Source organism: Streptomyces sp. Je 1-332 (genome assembly GCF_040730185.1).
GTDB lineage: Bacteria > Actinomycetota > Actinomycetes > Streptomycetales > Streptomycetaceae > Streptomyces.
On the sequence record NZ_CP160402.1, the window covers coordinates 689,731 to 702,703 of the forward strand.

Below are 12,973 nucleotides of genomic sequence, written 5' to 3' on the forward strand. Positions count from 1 at the left end.
GAGGTTCCATGACTTCGTTCCGCCCCGCCCCCGCCTGGCTCTCCGAGGCCGTCTTCTACCAGATCTATCCGCAGTCCTTCGCCGACTCCGACGGCGACGGCATCGGTGACTTCAACGGCATCACCGACCACCTGGACCACCTGGCCTGGCTGGGTGTCAACGCCGTCTGGATCAACCCCTGTTTCGCCTCGCCGTTCCGCGACGCCGGGTACGACGTCTCGGACTACCTTTCCGTCGCGCCCCGTTACGGCACCAACGACGACCTGGCCGCGCTGGTGGAGGAGGCGGGGCGGCGCGGCATCCGCGTCCTGCTCGATCTGGTGGCCGGGCACACCTCCGACCGGCATCCGTGGTTCACCGCAGCGGCCGGTGACCCCGACGACCATCGGTACATCTGGGCTTCCGAGGGCTGCCCCGACGGCTTCGTGCGGTCCCCGGGGAGCCGCCCCGGCGCGTATCTGCCGAACTTCTTCGACTCGCAGCCCGCCCTCAACTTCGGTTACGCACGCGGGAATCCGGCCGAGCCGTGGCGGCAGACCGTCGACGCCGAGGGTCCGCGCGCCAACCGGGCCGCGCTGCGCGACATCATGGGCCACTGGTTGCGGCTCGGCCTCGCGGGTTTCCGCGTGGACATGGCGCACTCCCTCGTCAAGGACGACCCGGACCGCAGCGCGACGGCCCGGGTGTGGACCGAGCTGCGCGGCTGGCTGGACGCGACCCACCCGGAAGCGGTGCTGCTCTCGGAGTGGGGTGATCCGGCGGTGTCCGTGCCCGCGGGGTTCCACGCCGACTTCTTCCTCCAGTTCGGCGGCCCCACCAACGGCGGGCCGCTGCGTTCCCTGTGGAACAACGGCGAGGGCACCGACGACGAGGCGTGGGACCCCGTCGACTGCTTCTTCGACCCCAGCGGCAAGGGCTCGCCCCGTACGTTCGTCGAGGCCTGGCAGGCGGCCCGTGAGGCCGTCGGGGACGCTGGGCACGTCGCGCTGCCGACCTCCAACCACGACTTCTCCCGCCTCAACTGCGGCCCGCGTACCGCCGAGCAGCTCCCGGCGGCGTTCGCCTTCCAGCTCACCTGGCCCACGCTCCCCGCGGTCTACTACGGCGACGAGATCGGCATGCGTTACATCCCGGGCCTGCCCGATACCGAGGGCAGCGTGCTCGGTCCGCGCTACAACCGAGCGGGCTCACGCACCCCCATGCAGTGGGACGACAGCGTGAACGCCGGTTTCTCCACGGCCACGGCCGACCGCCTGTACCTGCCCGTCGACCCCGACCCGCGGCGCCCCGACGTGGCCGCCCAGATGGCCGACGAGACCTCTCTGCTGCACCTCGTGCGCCGCCTGATCGCCCTGCGCAAGGCCACGCCGGAGCTGGGTCCCGGCGGTTCGGTGGAGGTGCTGCACAGCGGCTATCCGTTCGTGTACGTCAGGGGCGGCCGCCATCTCGTGGTGATCAACCCCCGCAGCGAACCGGCGACGTTCGCCACGGACGCCGCGGGCGAGGACCCGCGGGCGCTGGAGTCGGATGGCGTGGAGGTCGGGGGCGGCGTCGTCACGGCGCGGGGATTCGGGTACGGCGTCTTCGATCTGCGTCCCCCGTCCACTACGGCTTCGTGAACTCGACGTCCCGGGCCCTCGCGACGATCTCGACCTCGTCGCCGAGGGCCCACTCCGCCACCCGGGACACCATCGCCGCCGGGACCAGGTCGCTGATGCCTTCGGCGGCCGGGATGTCGTACGTCGCGTGCGCGTCGTGCGGCAGGATGACGCGGAAGTCCAGCTCCAGGGCCGTACGGGCGGTCGCCATCACGCACATCTCGGACTGCACCCCGCAGAAGGCGAGATCGCGCACGCCGGCTTGGGCGAGCAGGTCTGCGAGCCCGGTCTCCTCGAAGCCGTCGTCGACGGTCTTGCGCAGGACCTTCTCGCCCCGGTCGGCGTCCGCGGGGAGGTGGATCTCCCAGCCGGGCGTGCCGGGTTCGTCGACGGCACCCGGCTCGCCGTCGTTCTGGAGCTGGATCACCAGGGCGCCCGCGGCGCGGGCCCGGGTGATCAGGTCGGTCGTACGGTCGAGGACGAGGGCCGCTTCCGGCACGGCGCCGTCACCGGTGACGAAGGCGGACTGCATGTCGACGACGATCAGCGCCTGAACGGGCTCAGCGGGAACGGGGTTGGCCGGGTCGGGGTTCGCCGGGTCGGGGTTGGCCGGGTCGGGCCGCGCGGAATGTACGGGCGTCTCACTCATGGTCCACCATCTTGCCGTTCGCCATGATCAGCCGTACGTCGCCCAGGGCGGCCACATCCCTGAGCGGATCACCGTGCACCGCGATCAGGTCGGCCCGGTAGCCCGCGGCCAGGCGTCCGACCTGGTCGGCGATGCCCAGGGCGTCGGCTGCCTCCGTGGTCGCCATGTCGATGACGCGGTCGGGTTCGATGCCCAGGTGCTGGTAGAAGCCGAGACTCTGGGCCAGGCCGTCACAGCCCGCACGCTGGACGCCCGCGTCCGTCCCGGCGATGAGCCGCGCGCCGCGCTCCGCCATCGTGCGCACCTGGTCGAACATCGCCTCGGCCCGTTCGGCGCCGAAGAACATGGGCAGCATCCGCCAGTTGGGGCTGACGGTGGGGCAGATCCGGATGCCCTTGGCGATGATGGCGTCCAGGACGTCCTCGCGCAGGCCGAGGCCCTTGCGCGTCATCCAGGTGCAGTGCTCGATGGTGTCGACACCCGCCATCACGGCCGCCACGATCCCCGCGGTGCCGTGTCCGTGGGCGGCGACCGGCAGCCCCGCCCGGTGCGCCTCACGCACGATCAGGCGGAGCTCGGGGGCGTCGAACTGGGCCTGCCAGGTGGCCGGGCCGCCCCGGGTGAGGCCGCCTCCGGTGGCCATGACCTTGATGACGTCCGCGCCGAGCTCGGCATTGCGCCGGACCAGGGCGCGGATCTCGCTCTCGCCCTCGACCTCACCGCCCAGGAACCAGCAGTGGCCGCCTTTCGTGGTCAGCGGCGTCGTGGCGGCGACGATCCGCGGGCCGGGCACCCGGGACGCGGCGATCTCCTCGCGCAGCCGCAGCGTGAGACGGCCCCGGTCACCCAGATCGCGCACCGTGGTGACGCCGCTGCGCAGGAACTGCAGCGCCCTCTCCTCCATGGCCGCCATGAGGGTGGTGTCGCTGTGCGCGTCCAGGACCGCGACGGGGTCCTTGCTCGCGTCGAAGACCAGGTGGACATGTGCGTCGATGAGGCCGGGCAACACCGTGGCGTCGGGCAGTGCGTACTGCCGCGACACGCCGTGCGCCAAGGGCTCGACCTCGGCCCGGGCACCCGCGGCGACGATGCCGGCGCCCTCCGTCAGTACGGCTCCGTCTGTGACGCACTGGCCACGCGGCCCGGTCAGAACCCGCCCTGCCAAGATCAGCGTCTGGCTCATCTCTGCCTTCCCGCAGTGGAGTTGGAGGTGCCGGAGGTGGTGCCGGCCTCCATCGTCCGTCATGAGAGGGCAGAAAGTCCGTCGCGGGAGAGCGGGACGTCTGTCGTACGAGGGCGGGGCGGGATGTTCGCGCGGCGTCCCGCGGGTACCCATAGCCTGGGCCGAGTGCCCGCGCAGGACGTCGCAGTATGGCGCGGTATGTCTCAGTACGTCGCAACGTCGCAGTACGTCGCAGGACGGAGGTCAGGGTCTGATGAGCACGGAAGTCACGGTCCTCCTTGTGGCCGGCGCGGTCGTGGTGGCCGCGACGCTCGCGGTCGCGGTCGCGGTGCTCGTACGCCTGGTGCGCACGCGCCGCACGTTGCGTGCGGCGGGACTGCCGGTCGAGCGCCAGTGGGTGTTCTGGGGCGCTGTCGCCTATCTCGTCCTGCCGGCGGATCTGCTGCCGGACCCGGTCTTTCTCGATGACATCGGTGTACTCGTGCTCGCGCTGCGGTCCATGAAGTCGGCGAATTCAGGCGTCGGGGGGCGTGGGGCGCAGTAGGGGGCGGCGCAGGTGCCGGGCCTTCGTGAGCAGGATGTGCATGCGTTCGGTCACCTGGGCGACGTCCTCGACGGGCTCGTCGAAGTCGAGCCGGACGTCCGCCTGGCTGCGAGCCTTCTCCAGGCGCAGCGTGAGCGCGTAACGGTCGATGGCGACCGGGCGCACCCGGACCACGCCGTGCAGGCTGTCCGCGCACACGAGCCGGGTCAGCTGCTCGACGGCGTCCTCGTGCGCGTCGGCGAGATGGGTGAGCAGGCGCGCCTCGGCCTCGGCCAGCGGATCGGGCGCGGCCAGGGCGAGTTCGTCGAGGTCGATGCCGACGCGGCCCCCGGCGGAGTCGTGCAGCACGGCACATGTCGGCGCGAAGATGAACCCCTCCCCGTCGGGTACCAACGACCCGGAGAGCCAGAGCCGGGCCCGGATCCGGTCCCTGACGGGTACGGGGGCGACGTCGGCGAACTCCACGAGGGTGGACGGTTCGCCGCGGGGCGCGCAGATCATCGCGGTGGCCAGCGCGCTGTCGGGGGGCGGGGTCAGCAGGAGGATGCCCTCCGGCGTGACGCTGTGCGCGCCGACGAGTTCATCTTTGCCGATCTCCGTGGTCACCGCGCAGGACCACGCGGTGGTGAGCAGTGAGCGAGCGCGTGCCGCTGCAGTGGGCACGGTCGTGCTGGCGTGACGGACACCCATCCTTCAACCTCCATTAGGTAAGCCTTGCCTAACTTATCGGAGATCGCGGAACAGGGCCAGTACGCGAAAGGCCCCGCGCGGTGAACCACGCGGGGCCGGTCGGGAGCGCCGGGCAGAGCCCCGGTCGCGTACGTCATTTGGTGCGGTCAGTGGCCGCGGGCGATCCACTCCTCCAGGTGCGGCGCCTCCTCGGCCACGCTCGTGCTGTCGCCGTGCCCGGTCCGCACCGCCGTCCCCGACGGCAGGGTCAGGAGACGGTCCCTGATCGATTCGATGATGGTCGGGAAGTCGCTGAACGACCGGCCCGTCGCTCCAGGACCGCCCGCGAAGAGCGTGTCGCCGGTGAAGACGGTGCCCAGGGCGGGCACATGGAGACTGACGGCGCCCAGGCAGTGGCCCGGGGTGTGCAGGACCTTCAACGTCACGCCCGCCACCACGATCTCCTGCCCGTCCGCCAGCTCGCCGTCGGGGGCGCGGTCGGGGTGGGTCTGCTTCCACAGCTCCGCGTCGGCGGGGTGGAGCAGGATCGGCGCGCCGGTGCGGGCCGCGAGCGCCGGGGCGGCGTCGATGTGGTCGTCGTGGGCGTGCGTGCACACGATCGCGACGACGCGGCGCTCGCCGACGGCCGCCGCGATGGCGTCCGCGTCGTGGGCCGCGTCGATGACGACGACCTCACTGTCGTCCCCCACGATCCACACGTTGTTGTCGACGTCCCAGGTGCCTCCGTCGAGGGAGAACGTGCCCGATGTGACCAAGTGGTCGATGCGCGCCGCCATCAGAGGACCACCACCGAACGCAGGACGTCCCCATGGTGCATGCGCTCGAAGGCCTTTTCCACGTCTTCCAGGGCGATGGTCTCCGTGACGAACGCGTCCAGGTCGAGTCGCCCCTGCTGGTAGAGGTCGATGAGCATCGGGAAGTCGCGTGAGGGCAGACAGTCCCCGTACCAGCTCGACTTCAGCGCGCCGCCGCGCCCGAAGACGTCGAGCAGCGGCAGATCGATGCGCATCTCCGGTGTCGGCACGCCGACCAGGACGACCGTGCCCGCCAAGTCGCGGGCGTAGAAGGCCTGTTCATAGGTCTCCGGGCGGCCGACCGCCTCGATGACGACGTCGGCGCCGTTCCCGTCGGTCAGCTCACGGATTGCCTCGACCGGGTCCGCCGAACGGGAGTTGACGGTGTGCGTGGCGCCGAGGCTCTTCGCCGTCTCGAGCTTCTTGTCGTCGATGTCGACGGCGATGATCTTCGCGGCTCCGGCGAGCCGCGCGCCCACGACAGCCGCGTTGCCGACGCCGCCGCAGCCGATGACGGCGACCGAGTCGCCGCGCCCGACGTTGCCGGTGTTGATGGCGGCGCCGATACCGGCCATGACCCCGCAGCCGAGGAGTCCGGCCGCGGCGGGCGACGCGGCGGGGTCGACCTTGGTGCACTGCCCTGCGGCGACGAGGGTCTTCTCCGCGAAAGCGCCGATGCCGAGCGCGGGCGAGAGCTCCGTGCCGTCCGTGAGGGTCATCTTCTGCTTCGCGTTGTGCGTGGCGAAGCAGTACTGGGGGCGGCCGCGCAGGCAGGCGCGGCACTGGCCGCACACCGCACGCCAGTTGAGGATCACGAAGTCGCCGGGCGCGACCTCCGTGACACCGTCGCCGACCGACTCCACGACGCCCGCCGCCTCGTGGCCGAGGAGGAAGGGGAAGTCGTCGTTGATGCCGCCCTCGCGGTAGTGCAGGTCGGTATGACAGACCCCGCAGGCCTGCACCTTCACCACGGCTTCCCCGGGCCCCGGGTCCGGCACGACGATCGTCTCGATCCGTACCGGCTCGCCCTTCGCGCGCGCGATCACGCCCTGTACCTGCTGCGCCATGAGGTCAGCCCTTCTTTCTTCCGGCGTTGCGTACTCGTCCGGCATCGCGTCTTTCCTCCCGCATCCTCACATCCGGAGCCCGCTCGCGACGACCCCGGACGCACGAGTTCCGATCACCGGTTTCGAGCTCCTTCCCTGATCCGCGGGGATGCGCCCGCGCGCCGCCGCCTAGGGTGGGCGCGTGCCCGATCTCGCCGCTCAGGCCCTGCTTCCGGTCAACGCGACGCTCGGTGTGGTGCTTTTCGTCCTGGTGCTCGCTGCGGCGGCGACGGCCGCCGTGTTCCGCCTCTCCCCCGACGGTTCGCGCGGCAGGGCGCGGGAGATCCTCGTGGCCGGGGCGCGGGCGGCCGTGCAGCTGGGCGTGGTGTCCCTGGTGATCGGCTGGGTCATCCACCACGTCGCGGCGCTCTTCGCCTTCCTGCTCCTGATGTTCGCGGTCGCCGCGCGTACGGCGGGGCGCCGCGTCACCGCCAACGGCACCTGGTGGTGGGCGGCGCTGCCGATCGCGGGCCCCGTCGTCCCGGTGGTGGCGGGCCTGACCCTGACCGGTCTGCTGCCGGTGAACGGCATCGCCATGATCCCCGTGACGGGCATCCTCATCGGCGGCGCGCTCACCGCGACGGTACTCGGCGGGCGCAGGGCTCTCGACGAACTCCGGTCCCGCAGAGGCGAGTTCGAGGCGGGCCTGGCCCTTGGACTGCAGGCCAGGGACGCCCGCCTGGAGGTGATCCGCCCCGCCGCGTCGGACGCCCTGCTGCCCGGCCTCGACCAGACCCGCACGGTGGGCCTTGTCACGCTGCCCGGCGCCTTCGTCGGCATGCTCCTGGGCGGCGCGTCACCGGTCCTCGCGGGCGCGGTGCAGCTGTTCGTGCTGATCGCCCTGATGGCGGTCCAGGCGATCGCGGTGGCCACGACGGTGGAGCTGGTCGCCCGCGGACACCTGAACCGGACGGGACCGTAGTGATCGGCGCGGCCCCGTGAGCGTAGGCTCCGGAGCATGTCTGTCTACGAAGATGCAGAGCTCGGCGCCCTCCAGGGCGGCCCGGCGAACCTGGGCCAGTACCTCGGCAAGGCCGTCCTGATCGTCAACGTCGCCTCCAAGTGCGGACTCACCCCGCAGTACGCGGGCCTCGAGCGCCTCCACGAGAAGTACGCGCCCCGCGGGTTCACCGTCCTCGGCGTGCCCTGCAACCAGTTCATGGGCCAGGAGCCCGGTACGTCGGACGAGATCGCCGAGTTCTGTTCGGCGACGTACGGCGTGACCTTCCCGATGACGGAGAAGGTCGACGTGAACGGCGACGACCGGCACGCGCTGTACCGAAAGCTCGTGGACACGGCGGACGCCGAGGGGCACACCGGCGACATCCGCTGGAACTTCGAGAAGTTCCTCGTCGGTGCGGACGGCGACGTGGTGGCACGTTTCGCCCCGCAGACCGAGCCGGACGCTCCCGAGGTCGTCACCGCGATCGAGGCGAACCTTCCGAAGTAACCCGGGCGCACGGCGCACCTAGGGGGGCAAGGGGCCTCAGGCCGGCTCCCCGACTCCCCTGGTGCGCGGCCTCATCCGTACGTCTTCTTCCAGCGCACCCGATGCCGTACGTCGCCCTGGCCCGCGTCACTGACGCCGAGCAGCGCTCCGAGCGTGGCCCCGCTGTTCCACAGACCCATGTGGTCGCGGTGCAGGGTGGCGATGCCGTGCTCCGCCGCGAAGGCGTGCGCCGGGCGGCTGAAGCGCGCGGTCGTCACACAGATCGCCACGTCGGCCCCGAAGTGCACGCGGGAGCCCAGGAGATCGCGCAGGTCGCGTGCGGCGACGGCGCGGCTCGGCGCGTACCGCTTGCATTGGATGATCACGGTGCGGTTGTCGGGGAGCCGCCCGGCCACGTCCACGCCGTTGTCCCCCGCCCCGCCCACCCTGCGTACGTCGGTGCACCCGTCCCTGCGGCACAGCCCGGCGACCATCTCCTCGAACTCGGTGCCGGTCATCGCGTCCGCCCGTGTCAGGGACCGGTGGCCCGCCCGGACCGCGTCCTCCTTCCGCCAGGCGCGATCACGGTCGCGGGCCACCCGGTCCGTGCGCCACAGCCACCACAGCACGGACCCGAGCAGGCCGAGGATCAAGACACCTGCCACGTAAGGCCGCAGCGGCGACCAGATCAGCATCAACTGCAGGAGCAGCACGGCGCCGCACACCGCCCACGGCTTCCACGTCGTCCCGCGCCGCTTGCGCGCCGCCGTGCGCCGTCCCCGTCGAGCGGTCATCAGGGCCCCCTCCACCGTCCTTGCCAGCAGTGTGGGCGCGGACGGCCGGGTTCGGAAGGTCCCGCGCACACCCGGCCGCCGACCACCCCGTACATCCAGCCGGACCAAGCTGACCTGCGGTCTTCGGGTGGCGCTCGTACGGTGACTGAATGGTCATCAGGTACCTCCCGCGCTCCTCATCCGTCCGCACCGCGGCCCTCGCGGCAGCCGCTCTGGTCCTCCTGCCCACACCCGTCGCCGTGGCCGTCGAGGAGCCCACGCCGCCCAAGCCGGGGCCTGCCTACTCCTCGAACCTCCTCGACCGTCCTGGCGTCCAGGTCCGGCCGAATTCCGGCGCCCCTGCCGTGCCGCGCGACGTCTCGGCGCTGTCCTGGCTGGTGGCCGACGCCCGTTCGGGCGAAGTGCTCGCCGCCCACAACGCGCACCGCCAACTGCCGCCCGCCTCCACCCTGAAGTCGCTCTTCGCTCTCACGGCTCTGCCCCGTCTGGACGCCGTCGCCCGCCACCGGGTCACGCAGAGTGAGCTCTCCGAGGTCGGGGACGGCAGCAGCCTCGTGGGGGTCGAGGCGGGGCGCAGCTACACCGTCGCCGACCTGTGGCGTGGTGTCTTCCTCAGCTCCGGGAACGACGCCGTGCACGTGCTGGCGAAGCTCAACGGCGGCTGGCAGGAGACCGTCAGTCAGATGCGCTCCAAGGCCCGCGCGTTGGGCGCCCACGACACCCATGTGGTCTCTCCCGACGGATATGACGCGGCGGGTCAGGTGTCGTCGGCGTACGACCTGGCGGTGTTCGGCCGGGCGGGGCTCGCGGACCCGCAGTTCGCCCGCTACTGCTCGACATCGCTCGCCAAGTTCCCGCACGGCAACTGGTCCTACCCCATCCAGAACACCAATCGGCTCCTCACCGGAGCCGACGGCGTCGCCCCCTACCCCGGGCTGCTCGGCATCAAGAACGGCTACACGAGCCACGCGGGCAACACCCTGATCAGCGCGGCGCAGCGGGGCGGACGCACCCTCGTCGTGTCGGTGATGAACCCTCAGGCCGAGGGCGGCTACCGCGTGTACGAGGAGACCAGGGCGCTGCTCGACTGGGGCTTCAAGGCGGCGGGGCACGTCAGGCCGGTGGGTTCGCTCATTCCCGAGAGCGAGAGGCGGGGTACGGCGCAGGGTCCCACGCCCGGCGCCGAGTCCGCCGCCCACTCGACGGCCGCGGACGGCTCGTTCTGGACGGTGGTCCTTTCCCTGGCCGCGGGGGCCGCCGCCCTGGTGGCGGGTGGGGTGGTGGTGACGCGGCGGCGGCGTTCGGCCCAGGCCCAGGCCCACGGTGTCCCGGGGCAGGAGGGGTGACCGCAGATGCCCCCGGACCCGGTCAGACCCCGCCGAGCAGGCGGGCGAGGTCCAGGTCGAGGCCCGCGGCCTCGCCTCCCGCCGCCACGAGGGCGTACGTACGGAGCAGGAACCGTCGCAGCACGGCTCTGTCGAACTGCACCAGGGCCAGTCCCCGCGGCGCGTGGAACTCGAGAACCGTGCGCGCCCGCCCGCACGGCCAGATGTGGACGTCGCCGCCGCCCGCGGGGGCGCGCAGCCCCTCCGCGAGGAGCTGACGGGCGAAGATCCAGGTGACTTCCGCGCCGTCGAGGGAGGCCTCCGGAGGGAAGGCGATCTGGACGGCCAGGGGGTCGGCGGCCGCGTAGCGCAGGGTCACGGGAACCGGGCGCTCGCGCCCTTCGGGGGTGATCAGGCGGGCGCGGGCGGGCTGCTCAAGGGTGACGGCCATGATCGGACTCCTGTTCCGGCGCAGCTGCCGCTGCTCGCACTGCTTTCTTCCGTGCCTGTTCGAGTCCGAAGCGCGGTGGTTTATTACGCGTTGCGCGGGATGAATAATGTGATCTGCGCCACTCCTACCTGGCCGGGACGCCGGACGGGGTCAGACGGCGGGCCACGCGCGCCTGAGGGAGACGGGCCACGCGCGCCTGAGGGAGGCGGGTGCCTGCCCGGTTTGGGGACGGGCCGGGACCGGGGAAAGGAAACCGCATGCTCCTAGCCCGCCTGGCCCACGTATCCGCCGCCGTGGCCACCACCCCCGCCCGGTCGCAGAAGATCACCCTCCTCGCCGATCTGTTCCGCGCGGCCGCCCCGGCCGACGCCCCCATCGTCATTCCCTACCTCGCCGGCCGCCTCCCGCAGGGGAGGCTGGGTATCGGGTGGAGCCTCCTGAAGGAGTCGCCACCGCCCGCCACCGAGCCCACCCTCACCGTCCAGGACACGGACCGCGCCCTGACAGCCATCGGTGCCGTCTCCGGGCAGGGGTCACAGGGCGAGCGCAGGCGGCTGGTGCGGGAGCTGATGGGCGCGGCCACCGGGGAAGAGCAGCGGTTCCTCGTCGGGCTGCTGACCGGGGAGGTGCGCCAGGGCGCGCTCGACGCCATCGCCGTGGAGGGCCTCGCCCGCGCCACGGAGGCCCCGCCGGCCGCGGTGCGCCGCGCGGTGATGCTGGCGGGGGCGGTGACTCCGGTCGCCGAGGCCCTGCTCGCGAGGGGGCCGGGCGCGGTGGACGAGTTCCGGCTCAGCGTGGGGCGGCCCGTGCTTCCCATGCTCGCGCACGGCGCCGGCTCCGTCACCGAAGGCGTCGGCAAGCTGGGCGGGCCGTGTGCCGTCGAGGAGAAGCTCGACGGCATCCGCGTCCAGGTGCACCGCGACGGGGACGACGTCCGCGTCTACACCCGCACCCTCGACGACATCACCGACCGCCTGCCCGAACTCACCGAGGCTGCACGGGAACTGGCGGGCGAGACCTTCATCCTCGACGGTGAGGTCATCGCACTCGACGGCGACGGCAGACCCCGCCCCTTCCAGGAGATCGCCGGACGCGTCGGCTCCCGTGTCGACGTCACCACCGCGGCCGCCGCACTCCCCGTCTCCCCCGTCTTCTTCGACGTCCTGTACGCCGGAGGGCAGGATCTGCTCGACCTGCCGTTCGCCGAGCGGCACACCCACCTGGCGCGACTCGTCCCAGAGCCGATGCGGGTGCGGCGCACCGTCGTCACGGACCCCGCCGACGCGACGGAACTCGGCGCCGCGGAGGAGTTCTTCGCCGACACGCTGCGCCGCGGTCACGAAGGCGTGGTGCTCAAGGCCCTGGACGCGCCGTACATCGCCGGGCGTCGCGGCGCGAGCTGGCTGAAGGTCAAGCCGGTGCACACCCTGGACCTCGTGGTCCTGGCCGCCGAGTGGGGGCACGGGCGGCGGACCGGCAAGCTCTCCAACCTCCACCTGGGTGCCCGGCGCGAGGACGGGACGTTCGCCATGCTGGGCAAGACCTTCAAGGGCATGACCGACGTGATGCTCGCCTGGCAGACCGAACGGCTGCGTGAGCTCGCCGTCAGCGACGACGGCTTCGTCGTGACCGTACGGCCGGAGCTCGTCGTCGAGATCGCGTACGACGGGCTGCAGAAGTCCACGCGCTATCCGGCCGGCGTCACGCTGCGCTTCGCCCGGGTCCTGCGCTATCGCGAGGACAAGTCGCCCGCGGAAGCCGATTCCGTCGAGACGGTACTGGCGGAGCGTCAGCCCTAGAGCGGGAACGTCTGCGCTGGACCCGGAGCAGGGACCTATACCACCAAGTTCTGGCAAAGAACGGGCCGATAGGGTGACCTTAACGCCGTATTGACGCCCAGCAGCAACTAGGGGATGAGCTGTGTCCGCTTCCCGTCTCAGCCAGACGCCACTTCCAGGCATCGGAATCCGGTACGACCTGACCACCCGAGAACACCGCAGGGTCTCGGTCGTCGCGCACCGGGACGGCGCGCGCACCCTCAGCGCCTACCGGGCCGACGACCCCGACGAGTGCGCGCTCTCGCTGCGGCTGAGCTCGGGTGAGGCGGACGCGCTGATCGACGCGCTGATGCCCTCGCACCACAGCCCGAACCTCCTGCACACCACGGACCTCGGTCTGGTCGCCGAGCGCATCGAGGTGGCCGGCACCTCGCACTGGAACGGGCGGTTGCTCGGCGAGACCCAGATGCGCACCGAGACCGGCGCGTCCATCGTGGCCGTGCTGCGCAGGGCCGAGGCCATTCCGTCCCCCGCGCCGGACTTCCGCATCGCCGGCGGGGACACACTCATCGTGATCGGCACCCGCGAGGGTGTGGAGAGCGCCGCCGCGATACTCGGGCGGGAGTGATCCG

14 protein-coding genes are annotated in these 12,973 nt (G+C 71.8%); 7 read left to right on the plus strand and 7 right to left on the minus strand.

What is annotated here, in order from left to right:
- Nucleotides 1-8: 8 nt before the first annotated feature.
- Nucleotides 9-1,619 (plus strand): alpha-amylase family glycosyl hydrolase, encoded by a 1,611-nt coding sequence (locus ABXJ52_RS03260; protein WP_367039010.1) that lies wholly within the window; start codon nucleotides 9-11, stop codon nucleotides 1,617-1,619.
- On the opposite strand, the gene ABXJ52_RS03265 is transcribed toward ABXJ52_RS03260, so the two are convergent.
- Together ABXJ52_RS03265 and ABXJ52_RS03270 are read right to left on the minus strand one after the other, a co-directional pair.
- On the minus strand, nucleotides 1,606-2,247 hold the full coding sequence (locus tag ABXJ52_RS03265; protein WP_367039011.1) for an isochorismatase family protein: 642 nt from the start codon (nucleotides 2,245-2,247) through the stop codon (nucleotides 1,606-1,608). The two genes, ABXJ52_RS03260 and ABXJ52_RS03265, sit on opposite strands and share 14 nt — an antisense overlap.
- Nucleotides 2,240-3,430 carry an amidohydrolase family protein gene (locus tag ABXJ52_RS03270; RefSeq protein WP_367039012.1) on the minus strand — a complete coding sequence of 397 codons (1,191 nt, stop codon included), beginning with the start codon at nucleotides 3,428-3,430 and terminating at the stop codon, nucleotides 2,240-2,242. Before ABXJ52_RS03270 ends, ABXJ52_RS03265 begins: the two co-directional genes overlap by 8 nt.
- 253 nt (nucleotides 3,431-3,683) lie before the next feature.
- Between ABXJ52_RS03270 and ABXJ52_RS03275 the strand changes: the two genes are divergently transcribed.
- Complete coding sequence (locus ABXJ52_RS03275) at nucleotides 3,684-3,974, plus strand: hypothetical protein (protein WP_367039013.1); 291 nt, start codon at nucleotides 3,684-3,686, stop codon at nucleotides 3,972-3,974.
- On the opposite strand, the gene ABXJ52_RS03280 is transcribed toward ABXJ52_RS03275, so the two are convergent.
- The 3 genes from ABXJ52_RS03280 to ABXJ52_RS03290 form a co-directional block, all read right to left on the minus strand.
- Nucleotides 3,945-4,664, minus strand: a complete 720-nt coding sequence (locus ABXJ52_RS03280) for a DUF2470 domain-containing protein (RefSeq protein WP_367039014.1) — start codon at nucleotides 4,662-4,664, stop codon at nucleotides 3,945-3,947. The two genes, ABXJ52_RS03275 and ABXJ52_RS03280, sit on opposite strands and share 30 nt — an antisense overlap.
- Before the next feature lie 146 nt (nucleotides 4,665-4,810).
- A complete protein-coding gene (locus ABXJ52_RS03285; protein WP_367039015.1) occupies nucleotides 4,811-5,440 on the minus strand; it encodes an MBL fold metallo-hydrolase in 630 nt (209 codons plus the stop codon).
- Nucleotides 5,440-6,525, minus strand: a complete 1,086-nt coding sequence (locus ABXJ52_RS03290; RefSeq protein WP_367039016.1) for an S-(hydroxymethyl)mycothiol dehydrogenase — start codon at nucleotides 6,523-6,525, stop codon at nucleotides 5,440-5,442. The genes ABXJ52_RS03285 and ABXJ52_RS03290 overlap by 1 nt, the downstream gene beginning before the upstream one ends.
- A gap of 181 nt (nucleotides 6,526-6,706) precedes the next feature.
- Between ABXJ52_RS03290 and ABXJ52_RS03295 the strand changes: the two genes are divergently transcribed.
- Both ABXJ52_RS03295 and ABXJ52_RS03300 read left to right on the plus strand, forming a co-directional pair.
- Entirely contained in the window at nucleotides 6,707-7,486 is a 780-nt protein-coding gene (locus ABXJ52_RS03295) for an ABC transporter permease (RefSeq protein ID WP_367039017.1), read from the plus strand.
- Between the two features lie 36 nt (nucleotides 7,487-7,522).
- Entirely contained in the window at nucleotides 7,523-8,014 is a 492-nt protein-coding gene (locus tag ABXJ52_RS03300; RefSeq protein WP_367039018.1) for a glutathione peroxidase, read from the plus strand.
- A gap of 71 nt (nucleotides 8,015-8,085) precedes the next feature.
- Here ABXJ52_RS03300 and ABXJ52_RS03305 read toward each other — a convergent pair whose 3' ends face one another.
- Entirely contained in the window at nucleotides 8,086-8,787 is a 702-nt protein-coding gene (locus tag ABXJ52_RS03305) for a restriction endonuclease (RefSeq protein WP_367039019.1), read from the minus strand.
- Nucleotides 8,788-8,936: 149 nt separating this feature from the next.
- Here ABXJ52_RS03305 and ABXJ52_RS03310 point away from each other — a divergent pair, with 149 nt between their 5' ends.
- Entirely contained in the window at nucleotides 8,937-10,133 is a 1,197-nt protein-coding gene (locus ABXJ52_RS03310; protein ID WP_367039020.1) for a serine hydrolase, read from the plus strand.
- A gap of 22 nt (nucleotides 10,134-10,155) precedes the next feature.
- Here the strand turns inward: ABXJ52_RS03310 and ABXJ52_RS03315 are convergent, their stop codons facing one another.
- Complete coding sequence (locus ABXJ52_RS03315; protein ID WP_367039021.1) at nucleotides 10,156-10,563, minus strand: SsgA family sporulation/cell division regulator; 408 nt, start codon at nucleotides 10,561-10,563, stop codon at nucleotides 10,156-10,158.
- Nucleotides 10,564-10,820: 257 nt separating this feature from the next.
- Here ABXJ52_RS03315 and ABXJ52_RS03320 point away from each other — a divergent pair, with 257 nt between their 5' ends.
- Both ABXJ52_RS03320 and ABXJ52_RS03325 read left to right on the plus strand, forming a co-directional pair.
- Nucleotides 10,821-12,362, plus strand: a complete 1,542-nt coding sequence (locus ABXJ52_RS03320; protein ID WP_367039022.1) for an ATP-dependent DNA ligase — start codon at nucleotides 10,821-10,823, stop codon at nucleotides 12,360-12,362.
- 121 nt (nucleotides 12,363-12,483) lie between these two features.
- Complete coding sequence (locus ABXJ52_RS03325) at nucleotides 12,484-12,969, plus strand: TrkA C-terminal domain-containing protein (RefSeq protein ID WP_367039023.1); 486 nt, start codon at nucleotides 12,484-12,486, stop codon at nucleotides 12,967-12,969.
- Nucleotides 12,970-12,973 lie beyond the last annotated feature (4 nt).